Source organism: Microbispora corallina (assembly GCF_016863035.1).
Lineage (GTDB): Bacteria > Actinomycetota > Actinomycetes > Streptosporangiales > Streptosporangiaceae > Microbispora > Microbispora corallina.
Window position 1 is genome coordinate 226,077 of the sequence record NZ_BOOC01000014.1, and the last position, 26,191, is coordinate 252,267.

At 71.8% G+C, this 26,191-nt stretch carries 23 protein-coding genes; 8 read left to right on the top strand and 15 right to left on the bottom strand.

The annotated features are described in order from the left end of the window. Window positions 1-114 precede the first annotated feature (114 nt). The gene (locus Mco01_RS17880) at window positions 115-3,591 is read left to right on the top strand and encodes a WD40/YVTN/BNR-like repeat-containing protein (RefSeq protein ID WP_204057999.1); all 3,477 of its coding nucleotides are present in this window, start codon (window positions 115-117) and stop codon (window positions 3,589-3,591) included. 10 nt (window positions 3,592-3,601) lie between these two features. Here the strand turns inward: Mco01_RS17880 and Mco01_RS17885 are convergent, their stop codons facing one another. After that, complete coding sequence (locus tag Mco01_RS17885) at window positions 3,602-4,009, bottom strand: NUDIX hydrolase (RefSeq protein WP_204058000.1); 408 nt, start codon at window positions 4,007-4,009, stop codon at window positions 3,602-3,604. Between the two features lie 72 nt (window positions 4,010-4,081). Between Mco01_RS17885 and Mco01_RS17890 the strand changes: the two genes are divergently transcribed. Further along, a complete protein-coding gene (locus Mco01_RS17890) occupies window positions 4,082-4,723 on the top strand; it encodes a DUF6758 family protein (protein WP_204058001.1) in 642 nt (213 codons plus the stop codon). 31 nt (window positions 4,724-4,754) lie between these two features. On the opposite strand, the gene bla is transcribed toward Mco01_RS17890, so the two are convergent. Further along, the gene (gene bla, locus Mco01_RS17895) at window positions 4,755-5,699 is read right to left on the bottom strand and encodes a class A beta-lactamase (RefSeq protein WP_239103701.1); all 945 of its coding nucleotides are present in this window, start codon (window positions 5,697-5,699) and stop codon (window positions 4,755-4,757) included. Window positions 5,700-5,943: 244 nt separating this feature from the next. On the opposite strand from bla, the gene Mco01_RS17900 reads away from it, so the two are divergent. Both Mco01_RS17900 and Mco01_RS17905 read left to right on the top strand, forming a co-directional pair. Continuing rightward, a complete protein-coding gene (locus Mco01_RS17900; RefSeq protein WP_204058003.1) occupies window positions 5,944-6,654 on the top strand; it encodes an MBL fold metallo-hydrolase in 711 nt (236 codons plus the stop codon). Between the two features lie 4 nt (window positions 6,655-6,658). Then, window positions 6,659-7,666: a RecB family exonuclease gene (locus tag Mco01_RS17905; protein ID WP_204058004.1), complete on the top strand. Its 1,008-nt coding sequence runs from the start codon at window positions 6,659-6,661 to the stop codon at window positions 7,664-7,666. A 53-nt stretch (window positions 7,667-7,719) separates the two neighbouring features. On the opposite strand, the gene Mco01_RS17910 is transcribed toward Mco01_RS17905, so the two are convergent. The 3 genes from Mco01_RS17910 to Mco01_RS17920 form a co-directional block, all read right to left on the bottom strand. Continuing rightward, window positions 7,720-8,631: an oxygenase MpaB family protein gene (locus tag Mco01_RS17910; RefSeq protein WP_204058005.1), complete on the bottom strand. Its 912-nt coding sequence runs from the start codon at window positions 8,629-8,631 to the stop codon at window positions 7,720-7,722. A 46-nt stretch (window positions 8,632-8,677) separates the two neighbouring features. Further along, on the bottom strand, window positions 8,678-9,556 hold the full coding sequence (locus tag Mco01_RS17915; RefSeq protein ID WP_204058006.1) for an alpha/beta fold hydrolase: 879 nt from the start codon (window positions 9,554-9,556) through the stop codon (window positions 8,678-8,680). 424 nt (window positions 9,557-9,980) lie between these two features. Continuing rightward, a complete protein-coding gene (locus tag Mco01_RS17920; RefSeq protein WP_204058007.1) occupies window positions 9,981-12,053 on the bottom strand; it encodes a DEAD/DEAH box helicase in 2,073 nt (690 codons plus the stop codon). 423 nt (window positions 12,054-12,476) lie between these two features. Here Mco01_RS17920 and Mco01_RS17925 point away from each other — a divergent pair, with 423 nt between their 5' ends. Beyond that, on the top strand, window positions 12,477-13,136 hold the full coding sequence (locus tag Mco01_RS17925) for a ferritin-like fold-containing protein (protein WP_036332243.1): 660 nt from the start codon (window positions 12,477-12,479) through the stop codon (window positions 13,134-13,136). A gap of 530 nt (window positions 13,137-13,666) precedes the next feature. On the opposite strand, the gene Mco01_RS17930 is transcribed toward Mco01_RS17925, so the two are convergent. The 5 genes from Mco01_RS17930 to ligD (Mco01_RS17950) form a co-directional block, all read right to left on the bottom strand. Next, on the bottom strand, window positions 13,667-13,897 hold the full coding sequence (locus Mco01_RS17930; RefSeq protein ID WP_204058008.1) for a DUF3107 domain-containing protein: 231 nt from the start codon (window positions 13,895-13,897) through the stop codon (window positions 13,667-13,669). A 96-nt stretch (window positions 13,898-13,993) separates the two neighbouring features. Next, a complete protein-coding gene (locus tag Mco01_RS17935) occupies window positions 13,994-14,614 on the bottom strand; it encodes a TetR/AcrR family transcriptional regulator (protein ID WP_036332241.1) in 621 nt (206 codons plus the stop codon). A 73-nt stretch (window positions 14,615-14,687) separates the two neighbouring features. Next, a complete protein-coding gene (locus tag Mco01_RS17940) occupies window positions 14,688-14,891 on the bottom strand; it encodes an Rv3202a family protein (protein WP_204058009.1) in 204 nt (67 codons plus the stop codon). Window positions 14,892-14,957: 66 nt separating this feature from the next. Then, entirely contained in the window at window positions 14,958-15,839 is an 882-nt protein-coding gene (ligD, locus tag Mco01_RS17945) for a non-homologous end-joining DNA ligase (RefSeq protein ID WP_204058010.1), read from the bottom strand. Next, window positions 15,836-16,810, bottom strand: coding sequence for a non-homologous end-joining DNA ligase (gene ligD / locus Mco01_RS17950; RefSeq protein ID WP_204058011.1), 975 nt, complete (start codon window positions 16,808-16,810; stop codon window positions 15,836-15,838). The genes ligD (Mco01_RS17945) and ligD (Mco01_RS17950) overlap by 4 nt, the downstream gene beginning before the upstream one ends. A 77-nt stretch (window positions 16,811-16,887) precedes the next feature. On the opposite strand from ligD (Mco01_RS17950), the gene ku reads away from it, so the two are divergent. Beyond that, window positions 16,888-17,838, top strand: a complete 951-nt coding sequence (ku, locus tag Mco01_RS17955; RefSeq protein WP_204058012.1) for a non-homologous end joining protein Ku — start codon at window positions 16,888-16,890, stop codon at window positions 17,836-17,838. 285 nt (window positions 17,839-18,123) lie between these two features. On the opposite strand, the gene Mco01_RS17960 is transcribed toward ku, so the two are convergent. From Mco01_RS17960 to Mco01_RS17980, 5 genes are all read right to left on the bottom strand, one after another. Further along, on the bottom strand, window positions 18,124-18,417 hold the full coding sequence (locus Mco01_RS17960) for a hypothetical protein (protein WP_204058013.1): 294 nt from the start codon (window positions 18,415-18,417) through the stop codon (window positions 18,124-18,126). An 879-nt stretch (window positions 18,418-19,296) separates the two neighbouring features. Continuing rightward, the gene (locus tag Mco01_RS17965; RefSeq protein ID WP_204058014.1) at window positions 19,297-19,635 is read right to left on the bottom strand and encodes a hypothetical protein; all 339 of its coding nucleotides are present in this window, start codon (window positions 19,633-19,635) and stop codon (window positions 19,297-19,299) included. Window positions 19,636-19,866: 231 nt separating this feature from the next. Continuing rightward, window positions 19,867-20,304 carry a hypothetical protein gene (locus Mco01_RS17970; RefSeq protein WP_204058015.1) on the bottom strand — a complete coding sequence of 146 codons (438 nt, stop codon included), beginning with the start codon at window positions 20,302-20,304 and terminating at the stop codon, window positions 19,867-19,869. 1,722 nt (window positions 20,305-22,026) lie between these two features. Next, the gene (locus Mco01_RS17975) at window positions 22,027-22,557 is read right to left on the bottom strand and encodes a hypothetical protein (protein ID WP_204058016.1); all 531 of its coding nucleotides are present in this window, start codon (window positions 22,555-22,557) and stop codon (window positions 22,027-22,029) included. Between the two features lie 494 nt (window positions 22,558-23,051). Further along, on the bottom strand, window positions 23,052-23,561 hold the full coding sequence (locus Mco01_RS17980; protein WP_204058017.1) for a hypothetical protein: 510 nt from the start codon (window positions 23,559-23,561) through the stop codon (window positions 23,052-23,054). A 428-nt stretch (window positions 23,562-23,989) separates the two neighbouring features. On the opposite strand from Mco01_RS17980, the gene Mco01_RS17985 reads away from it, so the two are divergent. Continuing rightward, window positions 23,990-24,901, top strand: coding sequence for an alpha/beta fold hydrolase (locus Mco01_RS17985; RefSeq protein WP_204058018.1), 912 nt, complete (start codon window positions 23,990-23,992; stop codon window positions 24,899-24,901). A 98-nt stretch (window positions 24,902-24,999) separates the two neighbouring features. Then, entirely contained in the window at window positions 25,000-26,178 is a 1,179-nt protein-coding gene (moeZ, locus tag Mco01_RS17990; RefSeq protein ID WP_204058019.1) for an adenylyltransferase/sulfurtransferase MoeZ, read from the top strand. The last annotated feature ends 13 nt before the right edge of the window (window positions 26,179-26,191 follow it).

The following is a 26,191-nucleotide window of genomic DNA, read 5'->3' on the forward strand; positions in this document are numbered from 1 at the left end:
CGCGTTCCCGTGTTGCTCTGGATTGGTGATGGGGTATCACAATGATCGCGTCCGCTTTGCCGTACCGATGGTGGAACGGTCCGGATTAGCCCCCTTGGGTAGGAGGTACTGAGCGTGGCCTCGGGCCCCCACGAGCGCGACCGGCGGCATGCCGCCGACGACCAGAGCACCTCACGCGCAGAGGAGTCCCAGCAGCACCCGGCGTCCCCTCCGACGCTTCACCACTCGCCCCCCGGCCCCTCTCCCTGGGCCCTGCCCCCGTTCGCCGCCCCCGTGCCGGAGGACGCGGAAGAGCCAGAGGAGCGGGAGGGGCGCGAGCCCGGCCAGAGCGGCTGGGCTCCGCGACCGGAGTCACGGCCCGAGGGCCCGCAGGAGGGCGAGCGCGCGGCGAGGAGCGGGCGACGGCCCTACTCGGCGCCGTACGCCCCGGCCGAGTCCCGGCACGGCCGGCCGCCGGGACGGTCCCCCGCGGAGGGTTCCCCACCCGAGGCCGGCGGCGACGCCGCCCCGGCGACCTGGCACGGCGAGGGTGCCAGGTCGCCGGATCCGGCGTCCGCGGGCGGCGGCGATCCGGGACGGCCGGGGGCGGGCGGGCCGTCCGCCGGAGCCGGCCGGCCGTCCGTCGGTGAGAGCGCGGGACAGCGTGACCCGGAGCGCGCCGAGGGGCCGCCGAGGCGGATGGTGAACCGGCCGGACAAGCTGGTGGCTTCCGGTCCGCCCCGGGTCACCCGCGCCCGGATCCCCCACGAGAACCCCGACGGCCCCGGAGCGCCCGAGCTCGACACCCCGCCGTCCGGCCCCTTACGCGAGCCCCCGCCGGCGCCCGGCTCATCGCGCGAGGCCCCGTCCGCGCCGGCCGGCGCGTCGCGCGGGCGGCCTGAGGAGGGCGACTCCCCGTCGCAGCCCGGACAGGTCTGGAGCCACACCCCTCCCGAGCCCGCCTCCCGGCACGACCTCGGCGAGCCGGGCGGGTCCGGCATCCGCCTCCATCCCGAGATCCCCGCGGAGCCCGAACCCGGGCGGACCGACGAGGTCCGCCGCCCCGGCCCCCACGCCTACCAGCCCCCGTACCGGGACCGCCCCCAGGAACCGCCGGTCCCCCCGGACGACGGGCCGCCGTACCCGGAGTCCCCGGAGGAGCCCGTACGGGAGCCGGTGGAGCGGATCGGCCGTCCTCCGGGCGGGCGGCCCGCCCGTCCGGACGTGCTCGTGGCCGTCGGCCCGCCCCGCGCGGGCGGCGGCCGGCGCCATCGGCGGGTCCTGCCGCCCCGCCGGTACCCCTCCGGCAGGCTGATGACCCCTCTCGTGGTGGCGGTGGTCCTGATGGTCGCCGCCGTCCTCGGCGTGGCCGTGGTCAGGTGGACGCGGGAGCCGTCCACGGCCGGGCTGCGGCTGGCGGCCGGCGACGGCCAGTCGGGCGACGTGGCGTTCGCGGCGCCCGGCATGCCCGGCAACGGGTCGAGCCAGGTGCTCAACGCGTTCGCCTCGTCCGGGACGACGGTGGTGGCGGTCGGCAGCGACACGACGAGCCCGAGCCCGCGGCCGCTGTTCCTCGTGTCCACCGACGGCGGCAGGGACTGGCAGCTCGGCCACGTCGCGGGCCCGGCCGGGTACGAGCCGAGCGCGGGGGCGGTCGGCCGGGTCGCGGGCGGCGGCGGCCGCTGGCTGGCCGTCGGGACCGACGCCCCCGGCCCGGCGGGTCCCGGCGCCCGCGGGATGTGGGTCTCCTCCGACGGCCGTTCGTGGACGGCGGTGGACCCGGCCGGGCTCACCGCGTTCTGGAGCCAGGACCGCATCGCCGACGTGGCCAGGACCGCGAGCGGCTTCCTCGCCGTGGGCGCCACGACGCTCAAGGACGGCACGGCCGGCCCGGTCGCCTGGGTCTCGCCGGACGGGAGGAGCTGGACGAGGGTCGACACCGACCAGATCGGCACCCCCGACAAGGTCAGGGGCATGCGGGCGGTGGCAGCACGCGGCGACAAGGTCGTGGTGCTGGCCGACCCGGGGTCCGGCGACTCGGTGTCGGTGATCCTGCGCTCGGACGACGGCGGCCGCAGCTGGCTCCGCACCGCCGCCGCCCTGGCCGACGTACGGCCGGAGCCGGGAGCGCTGGCGGTCACCGCGAAGGGGTTCCTGCTGGTGCCGACGCGCCAGAAGTCGGACGCCGGGGACGTGCGGGTCTACTGCTCCCCGGACGGCGCCCGGTGGTCCCAGTGCGGGGTGATCGGGAAGCTGAGCGCCGAGGGCACCGGCGTGCGCGGCCTCGCGGCGTCGGCCGCCGGAGTCGCGGCGGTGGCCGAGTCGGCCTGGGAGCGCTACGCCGTCTACACGAGCGAGGACGGCCGCAAGTGGACCAGGAGCGCCGACCTCGGCGAGATCCCCGGCACGCTCCGCGGGCTGACCATCACCGACGCGGGCCTGCTCGTGGCCGGCGGCGACAAGCGCGGCCCCGGCGACGTGGAGAACCTCCCGGTTCTCATGACGGCGGGGAAGGGCGAGGCGGCCAGGGCGGTCCCCCTCGACTCGATCCCCGGGCTGAACCGCCTGGCCAGGGACACCGCCGACGTGGCGGCCGCCGGCGGCGCGTTCGTCGCGGTCGGCTCGGCCAACGGCGACGCCGCGATCTGGACGAGCGGCAACAACGGGGCCAACTGGAAGGACGCGTCCTACCCCGACCTGCTCGGCGGCCCAGGACGGCAGGCGCTCAGTGGCGTCGCCCACGGCCCGCGAGGATGGCTGGCGGCCGGCAGCACGATGACCGATCCCGCGGTGACCCGGCCGCTGCTGGTCACGTCGGCGGACGGCCGCACCTGGCGGCCGGGGCCGGTCCTCGACGTCCCCCCGGGCCATTTCCTGCTCGCGCCCCAGGTCGTGGCCGCCGGGCACAAGGGGTACGTCCTCGCGGGCGAGGACAGGGGGGCGACCGGCGTGGTGCCCGCGCTGTGGTTCAGCCCCGACCTCAAACGGTTCACGCGGTCGGCCGCGTCGAGCATGCCGGCCGGGGGAGCGGGCGTGCGGATCCACGACGTGGCCGCGACGCCGTACGGGTTCATGGCGGTCGGCGCGTCCGGCTCGGCCGACCGGGAGACCGGGGTCGTGTGGATCTCGTCCGACGGCCTCAACTGGACCTCCCGCAGCGGCGTGGTCCCGCCGGGCGTCACGTCGGCCGGACTGCGCCATGTCGTGACCACGGCGTCAGCGGTCGTCGTGGTGGGCACGGCCGTCACCGGCGAGGGCGTCCGCCCGTTCTCCGCCGTCTCGACCGACAACGGCGCGACCTGGGAGTACGGCACCCTTCCCGCCGAGGAGGCGGCGGTCGTCCTCGACCTGACCGCCACCCGCGACGGGCTGGTGGCGGTGGGCGCGCACGGCGAGGGCGGCGAGGGCGACAGCGCCGCGTGGATCTCCGGCGACGGCCTCGACTGGACGTTGCAGGAGCTGACCCAGGACGGCCTGGGCGGGCCGGGATCCCAGTGGCTCGGGGCGGTGGCCGTGTCGGGCAGCCGGGTCGTCGCCATCGGCAGGTCCACGACGTACGCGGACGACCACCTCACCCTCTGGCGCAGCACGGTCACCTCGGGCGACCGCTAGACGTGCTCGGTCAGGGCGTGGTCACGTCGATCACGCCCCAGGCCGTGAGAGCGTCGACGAGGCCGTCGGTCAGCGGGAGCCGTACGAGATCGGGCGGCGGCCACCAGCGGGCGTCGGCGGCGTCGTCCCCGGGGGACAGGCGTCCGCCGGCGGGCGTCGCGAGGTAGTCGTGGATCTCGTAGGTGACCCCGTCAGGCCCGGGGCGCGTGACCGTGCCCGCGAGCCCGCCGACCACCACGTCGAGACCGGTCTCCTCGGCCATCTCCCGGCGGAGGGCCTGCTCGTCGGTCTCACCGGGCTCCACCCGGCCGCCCGGCAGCGACCACAGGCCCTCGCCCGGAGGGTGGCCGCGCCGCACCAGCAGGAGACGCCCGTCGGCGTCGGCCACGATGGCCCCGACACATCTGATGAGCCGCACATCACCAAGATTACGACTGGATAACGGGCAGGCTATTGACGCGGGCAGCGGTGCGACGCACCGTGAGTAGTTGTGAGAACCGCGCCCACTTGTCCGCGGTGTTTCGGGCCGCTGCACGAGCCGAGCGTCTGGACGAGCTCCTGGCGCTGTGACGCGCACGGGGACGTGCTGCCTCTCCAGGCTCCCCGTCGCCCCTCCCGTTTCGCCCTCGACGCCCTGCGGGAGGCCGCCCGGGTGCCCGTCTGGCTTCCGTGGCCGCTCCCGGTGGGCTGGCTGGTGACCGGCTTCGCCGAGGCGGGCGACGAGCGCACCGGGGTCAGAGCGAGCGTCGTCGCCCTGACCGGGCCGTCGATCACCCACGGCCCGGCCGACATGCTGGTCATCGCCGAGGAGCCGGGTGTGGGTCTCGGGGCGGCGTTCGCGGGGCTTCCCGGCCCCGATCCCGGCGCCGGGTTCGACGCCGGCCCGCCGCACGCGAAGATCGACGCCCGGGGGCATCCGACGGCGCTGTGGTGCGCGGGCAGGGTCCCGGAGGACCGGGCGGTCTACGTCGGCGAGGCGCTCGGCAACTGGCTGTGGACGATCGCCTGGCCGGCCGAGGCCGGCTGCTTCATCGCGCTGGCCAACCTCTCGCTGCGCGACCTGCGCGACCACGACCAGGAGCTCGACCTGCCGTTCGGCGCGTTCTCCCCCCGCCTCGACGGCGACCTCTGATCCCCGCTCGCAGGGCCGTGCCGGCGCCGGTCTACGCGAGTCTGCCGAGCCCGCGGGCCAGGACGGCGGCCGTCTCGGCGACGACCTTCTCGTCCGCGGGGGCGCCGGCCGCCTTCCGCGTCGTGTAGACGGCCATCACGATCGGGGCGCCGGTCCGGCCGGGCCGGACGAGGGCGATGTCGTTCGCCGTGCCGTACGACGGGCCGGTGCCGGTCTTGTCGCCGACGAGCCAGGTCGCGGGCAGGCCGGCGCGGATGCGGTTGCCGCCGGTGCGGGTGGCGCGGAGCCAGCCGTTCAGCCGGGCCCTGTCCTGCGGGGTGAGCGCGTCGCCGACGGCGAGGGCGCGCAGGTCCTGGACGACGGCGGCCGGCGTGGTCGTGTCCCGCCTCTCCCGGGGGCTCCAGACGTTGAGGCCGGTCTCCCAGCGGTCGAGCCGGGTCGTGCCGTCTCCGATCGAGCGGAGATACCGGGTCAGGCCCGCCGGTCCGCCGACCCTCTTCAGCAGGACGTTCCCTGCGGTGTTGTCGCTGCGCGTGATGGCCGCCTCGCACAGCCGCGCCACCGTCAGCCCGTCCTTCAGGTGCCCGGCCGTGATCGGCGAGTTGGGCTTCACCTCCGCGGCCGTCCAGCGGACGACACGCCCCATCAGGCCGGGATCGGAGGTGCGGGCCGTGTGCAGCACGGCCGCCGCGGCCAGGGCCTTGAACGTGGACAGCAGGGGGAACCGTTCGTCCGGCCGGTAGGAGACCGTGGCGCCGGTGGCCGTGTCCACGGCGTAGGCGCCGATCCGGCCCCGGAAGGACGCCTCCAGCGCGCGCAGCTCCCGCCGGACCAGCGCCTGTCCCGCGGTCTCCCGGGCTGTGGGGACGGCGGTCCGGCTCGGCGCCGGCGTCGCCGCCGGAGCGGGAGCCGCGGCGGTGTCCTCACGGCACGCGGCGGCCCCCGCGAGCAGGCCGAGCGCCAGCGCGGCCCGCACCGCGACCGGGAGACCGCGGGTACGGAGGTGTCGTATGCCCTGTCCTCGTTCTCGTCCGGTCGGGGCAAGGAGCAAAGCAGACGCCGTACGGCGACGTCCACTGCCGATATCGTGGAAGCGGCCGACAACCGTTGACGTAGGACAGCAGGTCAGGAGAGGCCGGAACCGGCGGCGGGAAGAGCCGGGAAAGGGCCGTCCGTCGTTCGGCGGGCCTGATCCGCGAGGGATAGTAAGGTTCTGAGCCGTGACAGCGCGTATCGAACGAGTCGTTACCTCGGGCCCGGTGGACATCGAGGGCGTCGAGCACAAGGTCGAGAACAACACCTGGATCCTCGGCGACGACGACGAGGTGATCGTCATCGACCCCGCGCGGGACGCCGAGAAGATCCTCGAGAAGGTGGGCGACCGCGAGGTGCTCGCGGTGATCTGCACCCACGGCCTGCCCGACCACGTCGGCGCCGCCATCGAGGTGGCCGCCAGAGACGAGGCCGTGATCGCGGTGCACTCCAAGGACAAGCGCCTGTGGCGCCAGACCTGGGAGGAGACCTGGCCCGACATCGAGATGGAGGACGAGGGGCTGTTCTCCGTCGCCGACGTCGAGCTGGAGGTCCTCGCGACCCCCGGCGTCACCCCGGGCGGCGTCTCCCTCTACTGCGAGGAGCTGGGCGCGGTCTTCACCGGCAAGACGCTGCTGATGGACGGCCCCGGCAAGCTCGGCGGGGAGTACCCCGCGCTCGCCGACCAGCTCACCTCGATCGGCGAGCGGCTGTTCACGCTCCCGCACGAGACCCGGGTCCTGCCCGCCCACGGCGAGGAGGGCACGATCGGCGACCTGGAGCCGCAGTTCGACCGGTGGCTGGCCGGGTCCCTCACCGGGACGGCGGAGTCGGAGCCCCCGCCGCTGGTCGACGGCACCGGCGCCTCGGGCATCAGGCTGAGCCTCGACGACGAGTAGGACGATGGAGCAGCTCGGGCTGGAGGGCATGCCGCGGCGGCTCTACACCTGCACGCCGTCACGGCTGAACACCTGGCTCGACTGCCGCCGCCGGTACCGCTTCACCTACCTCGACCGGCCCGCCCCGCCGAAGGGGCCCCCGTGGGCGCACAACAGCGTGGGGGCCTCGGTCCACAACGCCCTGGCCGCCTGGTGGCGGGAGCCGTACGAGCGCCGCACCCCGCTGATGGCGGCCATCCTGCTGACGAACGGCTGGATCCGCGAGGGCTTCCGGGACGACGAGCAGTCGGCCGTCTGGCGTGACCGGGCGCGCGACATGGTGTCCGCGTACTCCGGGACGCTCGACCCCGCCGACGAGCCGGTGGGCGTCGAGCGGGTCGTCGCGACCCGCACGTCGGTCATCTCCGTCTCCGGCCGCGTCGACCGTCTCGACCGGCGAGGCGACGAGCTCGTCGTGGTGGACTACAAGACCGGGCGCCGGCCGCTGACCGGCGACGACGCCCGCTCGTCGATCGCGCTGGCCCTCTACGCCGTCGCGTCGTCGCGGATGATGCACCGGCGCTGCCGCCGGGTCGAGCTGCACCACCTGCCCACCGGGTCGATCGTCGAGTGGGAGCACACCGACGAGTCCCTCGGCCGCCACCTGCGCCGGGCCGAGGAGATCGCCCTGGAGGCCGCCGCGGCCGACGAGGCGTACCGCGCCTGGGCCTCCGCCCACCCGTCCCCCCGCGTCCCCGCCCCAAGACGCGACGGCGGCACGTCCGCGGACCCGCGGGACGCCCCCGCGGCCGGTCCGCACGGCGCGGGTGCCGAGGAGGGCGGGGACACGGCGCCGGGCGCGCGGCGGTTACCGCCGGAGATCGAGGCGATCTTCCCGCCCGAGCCCGGGCCCATCTGCTCATGGTGCGACTACCGGCGCCACTGCCCGGAGGGCCGCGCCGCCTCCCCCGATCGCCTCCCCTGGGACGGCCTCGCCGTCACCGACCCCGTCGAGGACGCCGGGACGGCCTGACCCGGAGCGTCTCGACCCGGTCGAGGACGCCGGGACGGCCTGATTCGGGCGCCTCACACCGCCAGGCCGCCGGGCTGGCGGCGCGGGTCGACCAGGCCCCGCAGGCCCTTGCCCACGTCGTAGCCGGCCGCGGCGAGCCGCTCCCGCGACCCGCGCAGCATGTCCCGGGTGCGCCCGTCCAGCACCCTCTGGTGGACGAAGTCGGGGACCGAGTTCATCGCCAGCCGGAACGCCCGCAGCGCCGCCGTCACCGTGGCCTGCGGCACCTCGGGCAGCACGCCGTACAGGTCGCGCGCCCAGCGGGGCAGCGTGTAGTAGCACAGCGCGCCGAACGGCAGATACGCCGGCTTCGCGGGCGTCAGGAGGCGCAGCGGCCCCGGCAGGCGCGGCCACAGCAGGAACCGGACGGCCGCGGCGGACTCGGGGATGACCCGCAGCCGGGGACGCATCTCCTCGAAGTACTCGTCCATCTCGCGCAGCGAGCCGGGCACATCCTCCTCGTGCAGGCCCACGTACATCGCGCTGCGCCGCTGCTCCCGCAGGTACTGGTCGGCCAGCGCGTCGCCGATCCCCGCGCCCGCGCGCCTGACCACCTCCAGGTACGACATGACCTCGGCGCAGTGCACCCACAGCAGGAGCTCGGGGTCGTCGACCCGGTGGGTCCTGCCGGTGTCGGGGTCGTGGATGCGCAGCGACCTGTGGATCGCCCGCACCCGCCGGCCGATCTCCTCGGCCTCCTCGGGACTGCCGTAGGTGACCCGCCCGACGAAGTCCGCCGTACGGCGGAGCCTCCCGAACGGGTCCTGCTGGAAGGTGGAGTTCTGCCAGACGCCCCGCATCGCCAGCGGATGCAGGGCCTGCAGCATCAGCCCGCGGACACCGCCCACCCACATCGTGCGGTCGATGTGCACCAGCCACGTGGCGGACTCGGGCGGCTGAACGGTGACGCCTTCGATGCCAGGCATAGTAATTGCATCATTACACGCGATGGCGGGGAACGTCCCGGCAGGTTCAGCCGTGCTGGAGCATCCGGCTCTCGGCCGCGTTCCAGAAGCGGGTGAGCGCCGCCGCCGTCGTCTCGGGGGCCTCGACGGCCGGCGAGTGCACCGAGCCGGGGACCACGACGCACTCGGCCTCCAGCCGGTGGGCCATCTCGGCCTGCAGCAGGGGCGGCCAGCCGTCGTCGTGCTCGCCGTACAGGACCATGAGATCCAGCCCGCAGCCGACCAGCTCCGGCACGCGGTCGCGCGCGTTCAGGACCTCCTCGGCCATCGACACCAGCCCGGTCGGGTGGTTGGCCAGCAGCCGCTTGCGCAGGAACGCCACGATGTCGTCCGGCACCCCGGCGCGCAGCGCCTCGGGCTCCATCCGGTTCGCCCACATGTAGTCGATGCCGTACTCGGGCAGCTCGGCCAGCATGACGCGGCCGGCGCGCTCGCGGGGGCCGATGATCCCCGCGGGCCCGGAGCTCATCAGCGTGAACGAGGCCAGCTTGGCCTGCCCGGCCAGCACGGTCTCCCTGGCGACCAGGCCGCCGAACGAGTGCCCGAGCAGGTGCACGGGCTCGCCCTGCCCCACGGCCGAGGCGATCGCCGCGACGTCCGCGCCCAGGGCCTCACAGGTGTACGCCTTGGGGTCGTCGGGGCCGGGGGTCTCGTACTGCCCGCGCAGGTCGACCGCGACGACCTTGCGCCCGGCCTGGGCCAGGGTCTGCAGGACCGCGAGGAAGTCTTCCTTGCTGCCCGTGAAACCGGGGACGAGCACGGCCGGCCAGCGCTCGGTGACCCCGCTGCCGGGCAGCGCCTCCAGGGCGGCGAACGAGCCCACCGGAGTCTCGATCTGCTGGACGGTCACACCCGGGGGGAGGGTCAGGAATCGCGGCGTACTCACGAGGCCTCCTCCACCTCATCCGGAACACCCGGGACGGGTGGACGACCGTACAGGTCCGCCGCCCCGGACCGTCTGCTGTGCACGCAGGCTCGCTCGCTCACGTGGCATCACGATACCCAGCGCGAACGATCTCGACACCGCCGAACGGCCTATGCGGGTTTCGCATGGTCATTGCGCATGCCTCCTGTCCAGGTCATACCCACTGCGGGGGTGGCGTTTCCCGGCGTCGCGGCCGGGCGGAAGACTGTGGAGGCGCCGGGGCGACCGGGCCGAAGACTGGGGAGGCGCCGGGGCGGCCGGGTGTACGACGGCGAAGGCGCCGGGGCGGCCGGGCGGCAGCGCTCGGAGAGCGCCGGCCCTGACGGCCCGGCGCTCTCCGGTCTGCCTGATCACACCCATGGACGAGCCGTGCCCGTTCCGGCCCTCACCCCGTCCTGCGAGGCCTCGGCCGCCCGGGGCGGCGCCGCTGCTGGGCGCGCTCGGTGGCGGCGGACGGCGCTATGTCGTCGTCGTCCGTCGCCAGGTCGGGCGACTTGAACACGATGCTGAACGGACTGGCCGGGATGATCCGCTCAGGCTCGGCCCCGGAGGCCCGCGCCGCGGGCACGTCCGCCTGCGGAGGAGCCTCCTCGGCGAACGGATCCGCGAGAGGCGCCGGGGTCTCGGCGACCGAGGTCCGCCTCCTGCCGCGGACGGGCGTCTCCGCCTCCGGAAGGTCGTCGCCGGTGGCCCGGGTCCGGCGGCGCGCCGGCGCGGCCGGGGTGGTGACGTCCTCGGTGCCTGTCTCGGTCAGGGTCCGGGTCCTGCGCCGGGTCGGGGCCTCGGCCTCGGGGGTGAGCAGGTCGCCGATCTCGGCCGGGGCCTCGGTCTCGGCGGCGGCGCCCCTGCGCCTGCGCCGGGCCGGGGTCTCGGCCTCGGTCTCGGGAGCGAGCAGGTCGCCCTGGTCGGCGGCCCGGGAGCGGCGGCGGGTGGGCGCGGCCTTCTCGGGCTCCTGCTCGGCCGGGGCGACACCCGCGTCGGGCCGGGAGGCGGGAGTCTCGGCCAGCACTCCGCTCAGGGCGGCCGTGTTGGCCCCCCGACGGCCCCGGCGGGACGACGCCGCCTCGACGGTCGGGGTCTCGACCGGCGACTCCACCCGCGGCTCGACCGGCGACTCGGCCGGCACGGCCTCGTCGATCGGCGTCTCCGCGCCGGTCGTATCGGCCGTCTCCGCGGAGCGGCCGCCGCGGGTGCGCCTGCGCTCGCGGGTGCGGGCCGGGCGCTCGCGGCGCTCCTCCCGGTCGCGGCGCTCCTCGCGGTCGCCGCGTCCGGACCGGCCGCGGGAACGGATCCGCCCGGTCTCGCCCAGGTCCTCCAGCGCCTCGGCGTCCAGGCCGGCCCGGGAGCGCTGGGCGCGCGGCAGCACGCCCTTGGTGCCCTCGGGGATGCCCAGGTCCGAGTAGAGGTGGGGCGAGCTCGAGTAGGTCTCCGCCGGGTCGGGGAAGTCCAGGCCGAGGGCGTTGTTGATGACCTTCCAGCGGGTCAGCTCGGTCCACTCGACGAAGGTCACGGCGACACCGGTGCGCCCGGCCCGGCCGGTGCGGCCGATGCGGTGCACGTAGGCCTTCTCGTCCTGCGGGCAGTCGTAGTTGACCACGTGGGTGACGTCGTCGACGTCGATGCCGCGCGCGGCCACGTCGGTTGCCACCAGCACGTTGATCTTGCCGTTGCGGAAGGCGCGCAGCGCCTGCTCCCGCTGGCCCTGGCCGAGGTCGCCGTGGACGGCGGCCACCGCGAAGCCGCGGTCGCGCAGCTGCTCGGCGACCATGTCGCAGGCCCGCTTGGTCTCGCAGAACACCATCGAGAGCCCGCTGCCGCTGCTCTGAAGCAGCCGGGCCAGGATCTCGATCTTGTCCATGCGGTGGGTGCGGTAGACGTGCTGCGTCGTCAGCGTCGTCGTCTCGGCCTCGGCGTCGCCGTGCTCGGCCCGCACATGGATGGGCCGGGTGAGGTAGCGGCGCGAGAGGGCGACGATCTCGCCGGGCATGGTGGCGGAGAACAGCATCGTCTGCCGCTCGGCGGGGACGAGCTTGATGATCCGCTCGATGTCGGGAAGGAACCCGAGGTCGAGCATGCGGTCGGCCTCGTCGAGGACGAGCATGCTCACCTGGCTGAGATCGAGGTGCTTCTGCTTGACGAGGTCGAGCAGTCGTCCCGGCGTGCCGACGATCACGTCGACGCCGTTCTTGAGGGCCTCGATCTGGGGCTCGTACGCCCGGCCGCCGTAGACGGTCAGAATGCGGGAGCCGAGCTTCCCTCCGGCGAGGACCAGGTCCTCGGTCACCTGGATGGCGAGCTCACGGGTGGGGACGAGGACGAGCCCGCGCGGCTTCTTGCGGTTCTTCCTCGGCTTGCCGACGAGCTGCAGCATGGCGACGCCGAAGGCGTACGTCTTGCCCGTGCCCGTGCGCGCCTGGCCGATGACGTCCTGGCCGGACAGCGCCAGCGGGAGCGCCATCTCCTGAATAGGGAATGGTGAAGTGATGCCCTCGGTCTCGAGGGCGTCGGCGATCTCCGGGATCACACCCAGGTCTCGGAACGTCGTTGTCAGCGTGGCCTGCCTCAATCAGTACGCGAAGACGGGCCTTCCGGGACATCCGTCCGGCAGATCTTTCCCGGTCCGGGTCCTCGCGGACAGTCGCGCCTTCGTCGTGATCAGCGACCGCGGCATCCAGCTTCACTGGGGGCCCGAGGCCGACGGGCCCCGGATCATCGTCGTGCGGTCGCACTTCCACGAAGCAGTCTACTCGATACCACAACCGAGAACCGATTTCTGCGACTTACCGCTAAAAGTCCGTGCCGTGTCGCCTCTCCACCGTCCGTCCGCGAGGCCGTGAGGAGCCGCCCGGACGCCCGGGGCGCGGACACGTACGCTGCACCCATGACTGATTCACCTCCAGGGATTGTGGACCTGCTCGGCGTGCTGGCCTACGCCGAGCTCACCGCGTTCCTCCGGCTGGCGGAGGACGCCGCTCTGCTGGCCCCGACCCTGAACGACAGGGCGGCGCTGGGGGACGTCGCCGCCACCGAGTACGGCCACTTCCGCGTGCTCAGGGACCGGCTCTCGTCGATGGGCGTGGACCCGGAGGAGGCCATGGCGCCGTTCGTGGACGCGATCGACGCCTGGCACGCGCAGACCAAGCCGCGCGACTGGCACGAGGCGCTGGTCAAGGCGTACGTCGGGACGGGCATCGCCGGGGACTTCTACCGGGAGGCGGCCCGGCACACCGATCCGTCGATCCGCGGCCTGGTGGACGAGGTGCTGGCCGACGAGAGCCGGTCGGAGTTCGCCGTCGAGCGGGTGCGGACGGCGCTCGACGCCGACCCCCGGCTGTGCGGGCGGCTGGCGCTGTGGGCCCGCCGCATGGTCGGGGAGGCGCTGAGCCAGGGGCAGCGGCTGGCCGCGGCCCGTCCCGAGCTCGCCGGGCTGCTCGTCGGGGAGGAGGGCGAGGACCTCGCCGAGATCGGGCGGCTGTTCGCCAAGCTCACCGAGGAGCACGGCAAGCGGATGGCGGCCCTCGGCCTCACCCCCGGCCCCTGAGCCGGCGCGCCGCCGGGAGCCCGCGCCGGTCGCCGCGGGCAAGCCGGTCTGCTGATCGAGCGGCGTGAGGGTGCCAAACGGTTGTACCGTGCGAGATATGAGGGCCTCGCGCCGCTACGGCAGTTCCTTGACGAGATGTGGGCCGAATCGCTGGACTTCGCGCGCAGTGCTGCGAAGGGGGAGCGCGGACTGCCCGACCACAAGCAGAAGGCGGGATGAGCCCCACCGGGTCAGCCGGGCGCGGCGCCCCCGCGGATGCGGGTACGGCTGCCGCGACATCTGAACCGCTCTCGGTCTGACCCTTAGATCTCTCCGGTGGTGCGGCCGGCAGAGGGCTGCCGGCCGCCCGGCCCGTCGTGTTCGGTGGGGAGGACGGTCACGCGTGTGGCCGGCTGACGCACGCGCTTCCGCCGTGTCCGGTGGGGAGGGCGGTCACGCGCGTGCTCAGCCGGGAGGGGTCCCGCGGGTGTTCATCCCGGGAGCGGGTGTCCCCGCCCGGGATCAACAGGATGCGGGTGTCCCTCCCGCGATCAGAGGGTGCCGCCGAAACCGACGGGACGGGTCTCGTCCTCGCCGATCTCCACGAATCCGAGCGAGGCGACGGGGACGACGACGCGGCGGCCGCTGGTGTCGGTGAGCGAGAAGACGCCCTTCTCGGACGCGAGCGCCTTGCGGAGCTCCTCCTCGATCTCCTCGGCCGACAGGTCGGTGTCCACGACGAGCTCACGGTGCACGGACTGCACACCGATCTTGATTTCCATCGGGCTCCCCTTTCAGGAGGGCTGGTCCCTACCCATCGTCGCCGCCCGGCGGGCGGGGAGCGCCACGTGATCGCGTCAAGCGAACAGAAATCCTCGTCAGCCCGTACGAGGGAAGCCGCTGATGCCGCGCCAGGCGAGACGGGCCATGAGCTGGGTCGCCGCCTCCTTGGGGATGGAGCCGTGGCTGGTAAGCCAGTAGCGGGCGCTCACCTCGGCCATGCCGACCAGCCCCACGCCCAGCAGGTGGGCCTCGTCGCTGGAGCAGCCGGTGTCCTCCTGGATCACCTGGCTGATCGCCTCGGCGCTCTCGCGGAGCGACCGCTCCATCCGCTGCCGCACGGGGGCGACGTTGCGCAGGTCGGACTCGAAGACCAGCCGGAACGCCTCACCCTGGCTGGAGACGAAGTCGAAGAACGCGCCGATGGCCGCCTGCACCCGCTGCTTGTTGTCGGTGGTGGAGGCGAGGGCCTGCCGGCAGCGGCTCACCATGTCGTCGACGTGCAGGTCGAGCAGCGCGAGGTAGAGCTCCAGCTTGCCCGGAAAGTGCTGGTAGAGCACGGGCTTGCTCACACCGGCCCGCTCGGCGATCTCGTCCATCGCGGCCGCGTGGTAGCCGTTCTCCACGAAGACTTCTTGCGCCGCGCTCAGCAGCTGGCGGCGGCGGGCCATCCGGGGTAGCCGGGTGCCCCGGGGTTTGGCGTCCGGGGTAGCGGTCACGGCAGTCTCCTTGCAAGGATGCGCGTCGGGGGCTCCCGCCCCGGGGCCTCATCCTACGTGTCGGTAAAGCAGGTCAGCGATAGTCCTCGTCTTCGCCGAGGTCAACCGTGCGCTCCTGTTCCGCGACGTCGGCCGGGTCGGCCTCGAACGGGATCCGTTCCGGCCAGCGGGCGTCCTCCGCGATCCTCACCAGCTGGCGCTGCTCGACCGCGTCGGCCTCGGGAGCCTCGATCGAGATCTCCTCGACGACGTCGTCGAGGGGGTCCATCTCGGACATCTGGCCATCCTCCCGTTCGAAGGTCTGCTGCGACAGGTCCACCCTACGGCCCGGTCGGCGCGGGACCTACGCGCCGACCGGCGAGAACAGGTCGCCGTGTTCCGCGACGCGCTCCAGCACGTCGTCGGCGGTGAACACGAGCCTGTCGGGGCTGTCGCAGTCCTCCACCTCCTCCCACAGCAGCGGCGTGGAGACGGTCGGCACGCGGTTGGCGCGCAGCGAGTACGGCGCGACCGTGGTCTTGGCCGGGTTGTTCTGGCTCCAGTCGATGAAGACCTTGCCGGGCCTGGCCTTCTTCGCCATCACGCTCGTCACGAACGAGTGCTCCGACTCCATCCGCCGGGCCAGGGCCTTGGCGTATTCGGCGGTGCCGGCGTCGCGGTCCCACGGCACGTACAGCTGCATGCCCTTGTTGCCGCTGGTCTTGGGGAAGCTCTCCAGCCCGTCGTCCTTGAGCGCCTCGCGCAGCAGGAGGGCGACGCGGCAGCACTCGACGATCGTGGCCGGCGCGCCGGGATCGAGGTCGAAGACCAGGGTGTCGGGCGGGACCGGCTTCCCGTCCTCGCCGACCCGCCACATGGGCACGTGGATCTCCAGCGCGGCCAGGTTGGCGTAGTAGACCAGCGTCGGCAGGTCGTCGACCACGGCGAAGTCGATCTCCTCGCGGTTCTTGGTGCTGCCCGGCGCGGGGAGCCGGACCGCGCGGACCCACTCGGGCGTGTGGGCCGGGATGTTCTTCTCGAAGAAGAACTGCCCGTCCACGCCGTCCGGGTAGCGCTTCACCGTGAGCGGCCGCCCTCGGAGGTGGGGGAGCAGGACCGGCGAGATCCGCGTGTAGTAGTCGATGACCTCGGCCTTCGTGTAGGCGGCGTCGGGGTAGAGCACCTTGTCGAGGTTGGTCAACGCCAGTTGCCGGCTGCCGACCTTCACCCGCACCTTGCTCGTCATCGCCCCTCCTCTCGCCGTACCTCCGCAGGGATCTTGTCCGCCCGCACGCCCCGCCACACAGGGTTGCGCAGCCGCCCGTCTCGGGTCCACATCGTGAAGGCGACCTCTCCCACGATCTCCGGACGCACCCACCGGGCGTCCTTGCCGACTGCCCGCGGAAGCTCGTCAGAGAAGGCGCTCTGCCCGATCTCGAGCGGTTCAAGCAGGCGGCGGGTGTCGTCCAGCATCGCGTCGGTGAACCCGGTGCCCACGTGCCCCACAAAGAGGAACCCGCCGGGGGACGGCCGCCCGGCAAGGGGCGGCCCGGTGTACACGCCGACCAGGAGTGAGCCGACGCCGCCCGCCCGGCGTCCCTTCCCGGGCTTCCAGCCGCCGACCACCACCTCGGCCGTCCGCAGGTTCTTGACCTTGACCCACCACTCCGAGCGCCGTCCCGGCCGGTACGGCGAGTCGAGGCGCTTGGCCACCACCCCCTCCAACCCCTGCATCCGGGTCGCCTCCAGCACCTCGGGCTCACACGGGAAGTTCGGCGGCACCGCGAGCCCGAGCGAGTCGAGCAGCGCCCTCCGCTCGCCGTACGGCACGTCGAACAGCGTCCGCCCGTCGAGGTGGAGCAGGTCGAACGGCATGTACGTGACCGGGAAGTGGTCGAGCAGCCGCGAGCCCGCCGGGTCGGTGTTGTGCATGCGGCGCTGCAGGCGGGCGAAGCTGGGCCGCCCCTGGAGATCGAAGGCCACCACCTCGCCGTCGATGACCGCCCTGCGGCCGGCCAGCGGGCCCGCGAGGGCGCCGATCTCCGGGTAGCGCGCGGTGAAGTCCGCGCCGTGCCGTCCGGTGACCCGGACACCCCGGTCGACGTACGCGATCGCCCGGATGCCGTCCCATTTCACCTCCAGGGCGTACGCGTCGCGCGCCTGGGGGAGCTCGCCGGGGATCGCCAGCATGGGTTCAACCGGGTACGGCACCGCCATAGTGGGTACCTGCCCATGAGGTAAGTCCCTTGAATCCCACTATAGCCGCATTCGAACAAAGAGACGAGAATGTAGTTATGCGCAGCATCTGGAAAGGCGCGATCTCGTTCGGTCTGGTCACGATCCCGGTGAAGCTCTACTCGGCGACCGAGCAGAAGGACGTCTCGTTCCACCAGGTGCACCGGGAGGACGGCGGCCGGATCAAGTACAAGAGGGTCTGCACGGTCGACGGCGAAGAGGTGCCGTACTCCGACATCGCGAAGGGGTACGAGCTGGCGACCGGCGAGATCGTGGTGCTGACCGACGAGGACTTCGCCGACCTGCCTCTCAGCACGTCCCGGCGGATCGACGTGCTGCAGTTCACCCCCGTGGAGCAGATCGACCCCATCTACTTCGCGAAGTCGTACTATCTGGAGCCCGACGGCCAGGGGGCCAAGCCGTACGTGCTGCTGCGGGACGCCCTGGAGCGCTCGGGCCAGGTCGCGATCGTGAAGGTGGCGCTGCGGCAGCGCGAGTCGCTGGCGACGCTGCGCGTGCGCGACGGCGTGTTCGTGCTGGAGACGATGCTCTGGCCGGATGAGGTGCGCGAGGCGGAGTTCCCGTTCCTGGAGGAGGACGTCGACGTCCGGCCCCAGGAGCTGAAGATGGCCGAGTCGCTGATCGACACAATGGTCGCCGACTTCGACCCCGCCGAGTACAAGGACGCCTACCGCGAGGCGCTGCAGGAGGTCATCGAGGCCAAGGTGGCCGGCCGGGAGGTCGTCGCCGCCGAGGCCCCGGCCGAGCAGGGACCCGCGGTGGACCTCATGGCGGCGCTGCGCGCGAGCGTCGAGGCCGCCAAGCGGGAGCGCGAGGGAGCGGGCGCGGGCCGCGCGGCCGGCGCGGCCGGCGCGAAGAAGAAGGCCCCGGCCAAGCGCGCGGCCGAGGCGTCGGAGGAGAAGCCGGCGGCCAGGAAGGCGGCCGCGAACGGCGCGGACGAGGACGAGAAGGCGCCCGCCCGCAAGCGCAAGACCCGCCGCTCCGCCTGACGGTCCGGGGGTCTGCCGCTGCTGCCGCGGGGGTTGTGGGCGTGTGCCCTCGCGGATCTCCCGTGTGTCGAGAAGCTCCGGCGGACGGTGTCCGCCGGAGCTCCGTTCTCCTCCGTGGTCTCCGCGCCCCCGAGTGCGGTTCCTGTTCCGGAGAGCGTCACGAGGCCGGGCGTCCCGATGTCCCCTACCCCCGGCCGCCGTTACCGACAGCGGTCGAGGCGCACCGGGCCCCACGGTCTCCACGCTCCACGGCCGGTGGCGCGGAGGTCATCGCGGTCTGCTCCGTCAGTCGGCGTCGTTGTCGATGTCGACGATCGTGTCGCCCGTCGAGCGGTTGCCGCTGCGGACGCCGACAAGGGCGGTCTGCACGGTCTTGCGGAACCGCCGCTCACTGCGGAAGTGGTCGAACCGGTGGCAGCGACGCCAGGCGCCGCCGTGACCGTTGCCCCAGCACGAGGCGACCGTGGCAGTGGTGGCGCTCGCGGCGCTCGCACCGGTGGCGGCGCTCAGGGCGACAGCCCCGCCGGTCAGGGCCGTGCTGATGGCCAGGCCCGCGATGACGTTCCGGAAAGTGGGCATTGCGTGTCCTCCTTGAAAGGATCGATTGCCCGACATGACATTTCCCAATTGAGCAGAAATGTCACTGATAGCCCTTAATGAGCTATCTCTCCCGCGATGTCTTGATTGCCGGATTCGCTGGGCGACAAACGGGACGAATCACCCCTTTAGGGGTTGTTGTCCGTTTGTGGTGGGATCCGAGAGGAGAAATGCGACGTTTGTACCGTTATGTCCGGTTTGGTGTCACGGTGCGAGCCCCTGAGGCCTGGCGGCCGAAGGCCCAACCTACCGGCATCAGCCCGTCCGACGCCTTGAAACGGCCCGGAGAGGTCAGTGCCGGAGTGTGCTCACGTCGGCTCTCATGCGCCCAGGTCGTGATCTTCACCCGCACCCGTCGCCGGCCTGCTCGGTGTCGTCGAGGCCGGGACGCGGCGTGGGCGGTCGGATCGGAGCGACCTCACTGGAGGGCGGGTGGTGGGGAGACGTTCGGAGGGCGCGCCTGGGCGGGTGGTGATCAGGGCGGCGCGCATCGGGGCCCGTCAAGGCGGCGGGAATTGCAGGCGACGGAGCGACGGGCTGCGCCGGGGGGAGGTGAACGGCGGGCTGCGGCGCGGGCTGTCGGGGGCGCCGGCGGGTGGCGGGCTGTGCGGGTCGTGGGTCGCTGCGGGGGTGGACAGGCCAGGGCCCCGGTGGAAGAGCTTCCACCGGGGCCCCTGCCTCTATGCCCTGTACTGAATGTCCGTCCCGACTGGGAGGGGGTGTGGAGGGGCCGGTGCTCCCGGTTCCCCGTCACCGCCTCGTCAACGGCGCCGGGTCCTCGCGAAGCGCGGTCCCTCTCGCCTCCCAGCCGGTCTGCGCATGGCTACGGCTCATTCACGAAGGCCGTCAAGGTCTACTGGTTCAGTTGCAACCGTTGCAGTCGTTGTTGTTGTTGTTGAACCAGTTGCAGTCGTTGTTGTTGAAGCAGTCGTTGTTGTTGAACCAGCAGTTGTTGTTCCAGCAGTCGTTCCGACTGGTCTTGTCCTGGAAGCCGATGCAGACATCCTTGGTCGCGATGGCGAAGGACGAGTTGTCGTCACGGCAGCTGTTCCAGCAGTTGTTGTTCCACCAGCAGTTGTTGTTGTTCCAGTTGCAGTTGTTGTTGTTCCAGCAGTTGTTGTTGTTGTTGTTCCAACATGGGCTGCCGCAGTTGCTGGTGGGGATGGTGCTGGCACTGGCCGCGGAGGCGCCGAGAGTCATGGCGCCACCAACGATGGCGGTGCTGAGGGCGATACCGGCGAAGACCTTCTTGAACATGGGTACTGCCTTTCTGTGAAAGGTGGTACTGCCACTGAATTCTTGACATTCCAGAAGAATGTCGAGAGAGAGGTACTACGACGGGCCGTCAGGCCAGTTGACTGCTTTGCTTAACTGCTTTGCTTAACTGCTATGCTGAACCGCTTTCCTGGACTGCTTTTGCCGAGCTGCTACTTACTTGTGCTCGACGTCCTTCTCCTTGTCGAACTGGCGGTCGTTGTCCCGGTCGTCCCGGTTCCACCAGCGGTCATCGTTGTTGTTCTGGTGGTCGTTGCGGTCCCACCAGTTCTGGTTGTTCCAGAAGTCGTCCTTGTCGGTCTTGTCCTGGAAGCCGACGGCCACGTCCTTGGCGGCGATGCCGAAGGCCGAGTGGTCGGTCTTGTCGAACTTCCAGTTGTTCTGGCCCCACCAGTTGTTGTTGTCGCGCAGCCAGTTGCGGTTGTTGTTCCACCAGTCGTTCTTGTCGCGGTCGGACTGGTTGTCGGCGTGGACGTCCCGCTCGGTGTTCTTGTCGTCCTTGGTGCCTGCGCTGGCCGCGGTGGCACCGACGGCGAGAGCGCCGCCCGCAAGCACGGTGCCGAGTGCGACGCTGGCGAGGACCTTCGTGAACATGGGCATTGAGTTTCCCCCCAAGTTTCTGCCCCGAATTCCCTAACATTTCTCCGAACTGCTGAGAAATGTAGTCATGGCCCTCTAATGGACCATGTTCCTGCGCTGTCTTGATTTCCGGGGCCGTCTGGCTACAAACGAGGATCACAGGCTTTTGATCGCTTATTATCGCTTTATGGGAAGCCTTAGACAGTTAATGACGGCTTTGTAGCGGTATGTCCGTTTTCTCGAGTCGGGACGAAGCTCGCATGCCGTATGCGGCGGGTGTATCTGGGTCTCCGTCCGCCGGCCTCCGGCCTCGTAGGGCGGTCACAAAGACGGCCCTGTCGGCGTGCTGCCGCCAGTACAGGGCCGAGAACGGCCCGGCGGACAACTCGGCCGCGAAACGGTGGCGAAACGCGCGTGCGGGATGTGAAAAGCCGCTCGCGTGAAGCGCCGGGCGCCGGAACAGGACTTCGGCCGGAGGCGGAAGTCGCGACGGGATCGCGCGACTCTGCCTGAAACCCGGCGGGAATGCGGCCCCGGGCATCCAGCCGAGACGGCGGGAAACGGCGCGCCGGCAGTCGTCGAAAGGACGCCGACGCCGAAAGGCGCTCGAGGGCGCTGAAAGGCCGTACAGGGCACGAGGAAGCCCTGGAGGTCTCCGGCAGTCATGCCGGACGTCCCCCGTCCCCAGACGGCCACGCAAAGCCGCGCGAGACGGCGTGAAGGCCACGCCAGAAGGCGTGAGCGCGCCGGCGCGAAGTCCACACCGGAAGGCGCGACGGCGCAAAGGGCGACAGCGTGAAGGCACAGTGGGACGGCGCGACGGCACAGTGGGACGGCGCGACGGCGCAAAAAGCGCGGACGGCACCGCGAAAACGGTGTGAAGACCCCGCGGGACGGCGTGAAGCCAGCTCCCACGACGGCACCTCAGTGGGGGGCCGCTCACGTCGAGCAGGCGCGGGCAGCCGTTGCAGGGCGGCCGCCGTGAAGTGCTCGCACGCCGGCCACGCGCGGCCGGCCACGCGCGCCACCACCGAAGCCGTTGAAGAGGCTCGAGGACGTCTCCGGCGCGGCCGCACGCCGCTGGACGGCGTGGCCCAGCGGCCGTTGCGCCACCCGGAGCCGGTGGAAAGCCCGTGACATCCCCGGAGCCGCGAAAGGCGAATGACCCCCACCGGGAGTCGGTGAACGCCCGAGAGGCCGCCGCGAGCCCCTGGAAAGCCACACACCGGCGGACACCCTGCCCGCCGCCGCGCGGTGCCGGCCGAGCCGGTGAGAAAGCTCATGAGGGCCGTCGGGAAGGCGCCGCCGGACTCGTGGAAAGCCGGCGAGGCCGAGGTACGCCCGAGGACCGCCGCGGGACCTGCCGGGATCGGGGCCCGGCGTCCGCGACGCCGGGGAGCACGGTAGAAGGCGGAAAGGCAATGGGCCAGGACTCCGGGGGCGTCGCCCGCCGGAGTCCTGGCCTCTATATATGTGCAGCGTCCCGACACGGGCTCCCGGTTCGGTGAGGAGCCGTACCGCGGGGGCGCTTATGGGTGGTGCTCGATCAGGTCCCGGCCGGTCTCGGCCGTGACGGCTCTCACGGACGCCGTTCCGGTCCACAGGACCGGAGACGGTCACCCGTCATGCGTACTCACTCACATCAGGGCCGGTGAGGCCCTTGGGACAGCCGGCGGACGGCTGGCGAAACGTGTCGCCGGAGGCGACGGAACCGCGTGACGGACTACGGCACGGCGGTCACTGGACCCCGGCGCCAGGCTTGACGGTCACGGTCACGGTCACGGTCGGCCTCGGAGTCACGACGGTCGACGGGTCGTTGTTGTTCTCGGGCTCCGTCTGCTGGTCCTGACGCGGTTCGGACGCCGTGTTCGTCCACTCCTGCTGGTTGTTCCGCGGGTGCACGCTGGCGTCCGTCTGCTGGTGGTTCCACGGAATCGCGGCCGCGGAGTTCTCGGCCTTCTGGAACGGCGTGAGCACCAGCGTGAAGTCCCGCATGAGGAACTGACGCTGGTTCTGGTACTGCCGTCCGTGCTGGTGCTGCTTGTTCTTGTTCTTGGCCTTGGAGCCCTGGCCCTGCCGGTTGGACGCCACAGGGTAGTAGCTGCGGATGTAGTGGCGCGCGACCGGGCGGCCGCCCCCGACGTTGCCGCCCATCACCGTGGCGGCGCTCGCGGAGGTACTGGTGACGGCCGTGCCGAGAGCGACGGCACCGCCGGTCATGGCGGCGCTCACAGCGAGGAGGCCGACCAGGTTCTTCATCGTGGACATGATGCTTCTCTCCTTGAAAATGCTCGCCCCCGCCCGGCGGGTCCGCCGTCGTGCCGGTTGTCCCGGGACGCCGGACGGCGGATGCGGGCCCCCTCCGGAGCACAGTCCGTGAGGAGAAGGACGCACGGCGGACCGCGCGTGAGCGTGAGGGCGTGTACTGCCGCCGCGTGCGACGCGGCGCGAACACATGGCGTGATGCCGAGGGCCCGCCACCGGACGACCCGGAGGCGGGCCACGGCTCGGATCAGACGAGTGAGCGCCGCGGGTGCCGCGCCGGCCCGCCGTGGACACCAGTCGCCGCGATGTCGTGCGCGGGACGAGCGGCCCCCCTCAGCAGGGCCTCCGCGCACGGGCGTCCGCGCCCGCCCGAGGTTCACCGTCACCCGGAAGGACCAGGGTCACGGGCGGGCGCTGACTCCCTTCTCATCGCGTCACTCCACGGCGTCGGGGCCGTTACGGCCGTTCAGGCGGCTGCTCGGCCCGGTCTCCCCGGATCAGGGGACCATGGGCTTCGCGGTCACCGTCACGGTCACGGTCGGAGTCGGCTCGACCTTCTTCGACGGGTCGTTCTCGTTCTCCGCCTCGGCGTCCTGCTTCTGCTTCGGGTTCGAGCGGGTGTCCGTCTGCGAGTCCTGGCGGTTCCACGGCTGCGCCCGGGTGTCGGAGGCCTGCCAGTTGTACGGCAGGGCCCGCGAGTCGGTCTCCGTCTTCTGGAACGGCGTCAGGACCAGGGTGAAGTCACGCAGCAGGAACTGGTGCTGGTTCTGGTGCTGGCGCTCGTGCTGCCACTGCTTGTTCTTGTTCTTGTTCTTCGTGCCCTGGCCCTGCCGGTTGCTCAGGCGCGGGTAGGCACGGCTCACGTAGGAGGGGCCGCCGACGTAGCCACCCATGACGGTGGCGGCGTTCGCGGAGGTCGCGGTCACCACGTTGCCGAGGGCGACGGCGCCACCGGTCATCGCGGCGCTGATCGCCAGGACCCCGACGAGGTTGTTCAACTTGGGCATTTCATTTCCCCCTAAGGATTTCTGCCCCGACACTCCGGCACTTTCCAAACAACCAGGAAAATGCCCTTTCTGACGACCCTTACGGATCATCCCTGCATTGTCTTGATTTCCTCGCCGCCCAAGGGACAAACGGCGATCGGCGGCTTTTGCCATCCGCTTATCGCTTTATTGACGAGGTTGGACGGCTACTGCTCACTTTGCTCGGAAATGTCATTCTTGTCGCATTTGAAATGTCCGAGTATGGGTGATTTGGCCGTTCCGTCGGAACCGTTGAATGCCGGGTTCGCGGCCCTCGCCATACGCATCAATGGGCCGTACGGCATCGGCCCGGCCCATCCCGGGTAGCGGGTGCGTCCGGCCGCCGTCCCCATGGGAAGGCGTACGGCGGGGGGTTATCGTCGGAACAGAAGTCGAACAGGGGAGGACGCGTGGATGTCGAGCCGATTCCGCAGTGGCCCGGCAGGCTCGTGGATGTGGGAGACGCGTCGCTCCATGTGCGGACGACGCCTGAGGGGCCCGGCGAGACGGCGGTGTACGTCCACGGCCTGGCCGGGTCCGCCACGAACTGGACCGATCTCATGGGCGAGCTGGCCGGCGACGTCCGGGGCGTCGCGGTCGACCTGCCGGGAGCGGGCTACTCCCCGGAGCCGGAGGACGGCGACTACTCGGTCGCCGGGCACGCGAACGCGGTGGCGCGGCTCGTCGAGCACATCGGCGGCCCCGTCCACCTGCTCGGCAACTCGATGGGCGGCGCCGTCTCCGTCCGGGTCGCGGCCACCCGGCCCGACCTCGTCAAGACGCTGACCCTGGTCTCGCCCGCCCTGCCCGACCTCATGCCGCGGTACGGCCCGGCCCGGGTCGCCATGTCCGCCGCGCCGCGACTGGGAGAGCTGGCCCTCCGGTGGCTCAGCGCGCTCCCGCCCGAGCGGCGTATGAGGGCGACGCTGAGCATGTGCTACGCCGATGTCGGCCGCGTCCACCCCGAGCGGCTCCGCGAGGCCGTGGAGGAACTGCGGCGGCGGGACGGCCTGGCCTACTCGGGGACCGCCATGATCGAGTGCGCGCGGGCGATCGTGCGGGAGTACTTCCGCCTGGGGCCGGAGAACCTCTGGCGTCAGGCGGCCCGGGTGACGGCCCCCACCCTGGTGATATATGGGCGGCGGGACCGGCTCGTGCACGCCCGGATGGCGCACCGCGCCGGCCGGGTCTTCCCGGACGTGCGCCTCGTCACGCTTCCCGACGCCGGGCACGTGGCCCAGATGGAGTATCCGGAGATCGTCGCCGCCGAAGTCCGGCGCCTTCTGGACCAGACACGGATTCCGCTGCGCCGATCTGCGTGATTGGGGAATGCGGGGCCACCCCGGTTAAGTTGTGAGAAGAGCTGTGATGGGCCCATGGAGCCGAGCGCGACCATTGGCACGAAAACGGGAGTGGGACTGTGTCGTTGCCACCGCTGGTAGAGCCGGCAGCTGAGCTGACCGTCGACGAGGTGCGCCGCTACTCGCGTCACCTGATCATCCCCGATGTGGGAATGGCGGGCCAGAAGCGCCTGAAGAACGCCAAGGTCCTGTGTGTGGGCGCGGGCGGCCTGGGCTCCCCCGCGCTGATGTACCTCGCCGCCGCCGGCGTCGGGACGCTGGGCATCGTGGACTTCGACGTCGTCGACGAGTCCAACCTGCAGCGCCAGGTCATCCACGGCCAGTCGGACGTCGGGCGCCTCAAGGCGGAGTCGGCGGCGGCCACCGTGCGGGAGATCAACCCGCTGGTCGACGTCGTCATCCACAACGTGGCCCTCACGACCGACAACGTGATGGACATCTTCTCCGGCTACGACCTGATCGTGGACGGCACCGACAACTTCGCGACCCGATACATGGTCAACGACGCGGCGGTGCTGCTCGGCAAGCCGTACGTCTGGGGGTCGATCTACCGGTTCGACGGGCAGGCCAGCGTGTTCTGGGCCGAGCACGGCCCCTGCTACCGCTGCCTCTACCCCGAGCCCCCGCCGCCCGGCATGGTCCCGAGCTGCGCCGAGGGCGGCGTCCTCGGCGTGCTGTGCGCGTCGATCGGCTCCATCCAGGTCACCGAGGCCATCAAGGTCCTCACCGGCATCGGCGAGCCGCTCGTCGGCCGGCTCATGATCTACGACGCCCTCGAGATGAAGTACCGGGATGTCAGGGTCCGCAAGGACCCCGAGTGCCCGCTGTGCGGCAAGAACCCGACGATCACCGAGCTGATCGACTACGAGGCGTTCTGCGGCACCATCTCGGACGAGGCGCAGCAGGCGGCCGCGGGCAGCACGATCACCGCGGGCGAGCTCAAGGCCATGCAGGACCGCGGCGACAACATCTACGTGATCGACGTCCGCGAGCCGAACGAGTACGAGATCGTCAACATCCCCGGCGCCGTGCTCATCCCCAAGGGCGAGTTCCTGAACGGCTCCGCGCTCGAGGGGCTGCCGCAGGACAAGAAGATCGTCCTGCACTGCAAGTCGGGCGCCCGCTCGGCGGAGGTCCTGGCCGTGCTCAAGAACGCCGGCTTCTCCGACGCCGTCCACGTCGGCGGCGGCGTGCTGAGCTGGATCAAGACGATCGACCCCAGCCTGCCCACCTACTGACGCGCCACGCGCA

Bases quoted from the DNA above. Each gene is read 5' to 3' on its own strand.
- ku (WP_204058012.1), top strand. From the start codon at position 16,888: ATGCGCAGCATCTGGAAAGGCGCGATCTCGTTCGGTCTGGTCACGATC.
- Mco01_RS17975 (WP_204058016.1), bottom strand. From the start codon at position 22,557: ATGTCCACGATGAAGAACCTGGTCGGCCTCCTCGCTGTGAGCGCCGCC.
- Mco01_RS17980 (WP_204058017.1), bottom strand. From the start codon at position 23,561: ATGCCCAAGTTGAACAACCTCGTCGGGGTCCTGGCGATCAGCGCCGCG.
- Mco01_RS17960 (WP_204058013.1), bottom strand. From the start codon at position 18,417: ATGCCCACTTTCCGGAACGTCATCGCGGGCCTGGCCATCAGCACGGCC.
- Mco01_RS17905 (WP_204058004.1), top strand. From the start codon at position 6,659: ATGGAGCAGCTCGGGCTGGAGGGCATGCCGCGGCGGCTCTACACCTGC.
- ligD (WP_204058010.1), bottom strand. From the start codon at position 15,839: ATGACGAGCAAGGTGCGGGTGAAGGTCGGCAGCCGGCAACTGGCGTTG.
- Mco01_RS17910 (WP_204058005.1), bottom strand. From the start codon at position 8,631: ATGCCTGGCATCGAAGGCGTCACCGTTCAGCCGCCCGAGTCCGCCACG.
- Mco01_RS17970 (WP_204058015.1), bottom strand. From the start codon at position 20,304: ATGTTCACGAAGGTCCTCGCCAGCGTCGCACTCGGCACCGTGCTTGCG.
- Mco01_RS17930 (WP_204058008.1), bottom strand. From the start codon at position 13,897: ATGGAAATCAAGATCGGTGTGCAGTCCGTGCACCGTGAGCTCGTCGTG.
- Mco01_RS17965 (WP_204058014.1), bottom strand. From the start codon at position 19,635: ATGACTCTCGGCGCCTCCGCGGCCAGTGCCAGCACCATCCCCACCAGC.
- Mco01_RS17940 (WP_204058009.1), bottom strand. From the start codon at position 14,891: ATGTCCGAGATGGACCCCCTCGACGACGTCGTCGAGGAGATCTCGATC.
- ligD (WP_204058011.1), bottom strand. From the start codon at position 16,810: ATGGCGGTGCCGTACCCGGTTGAACCCATGCTGGCGATCCCCGGCGAG.
- Mco01_RS17925 (WP_036332243.1), top strand. From the start codon at position 12,477: ATGACTGATTCACCTCCAGGGATTGTGGACCTGCTCGGCGTGCTGGCC.
- Mco01_RS17920 (WP_204058007.1), bottom strand. From the start codon at position 12,053: ATGGCGCTCCCGCTGGCGCTGTCCGGCCAGGACGTCATCGGCCAGGCG.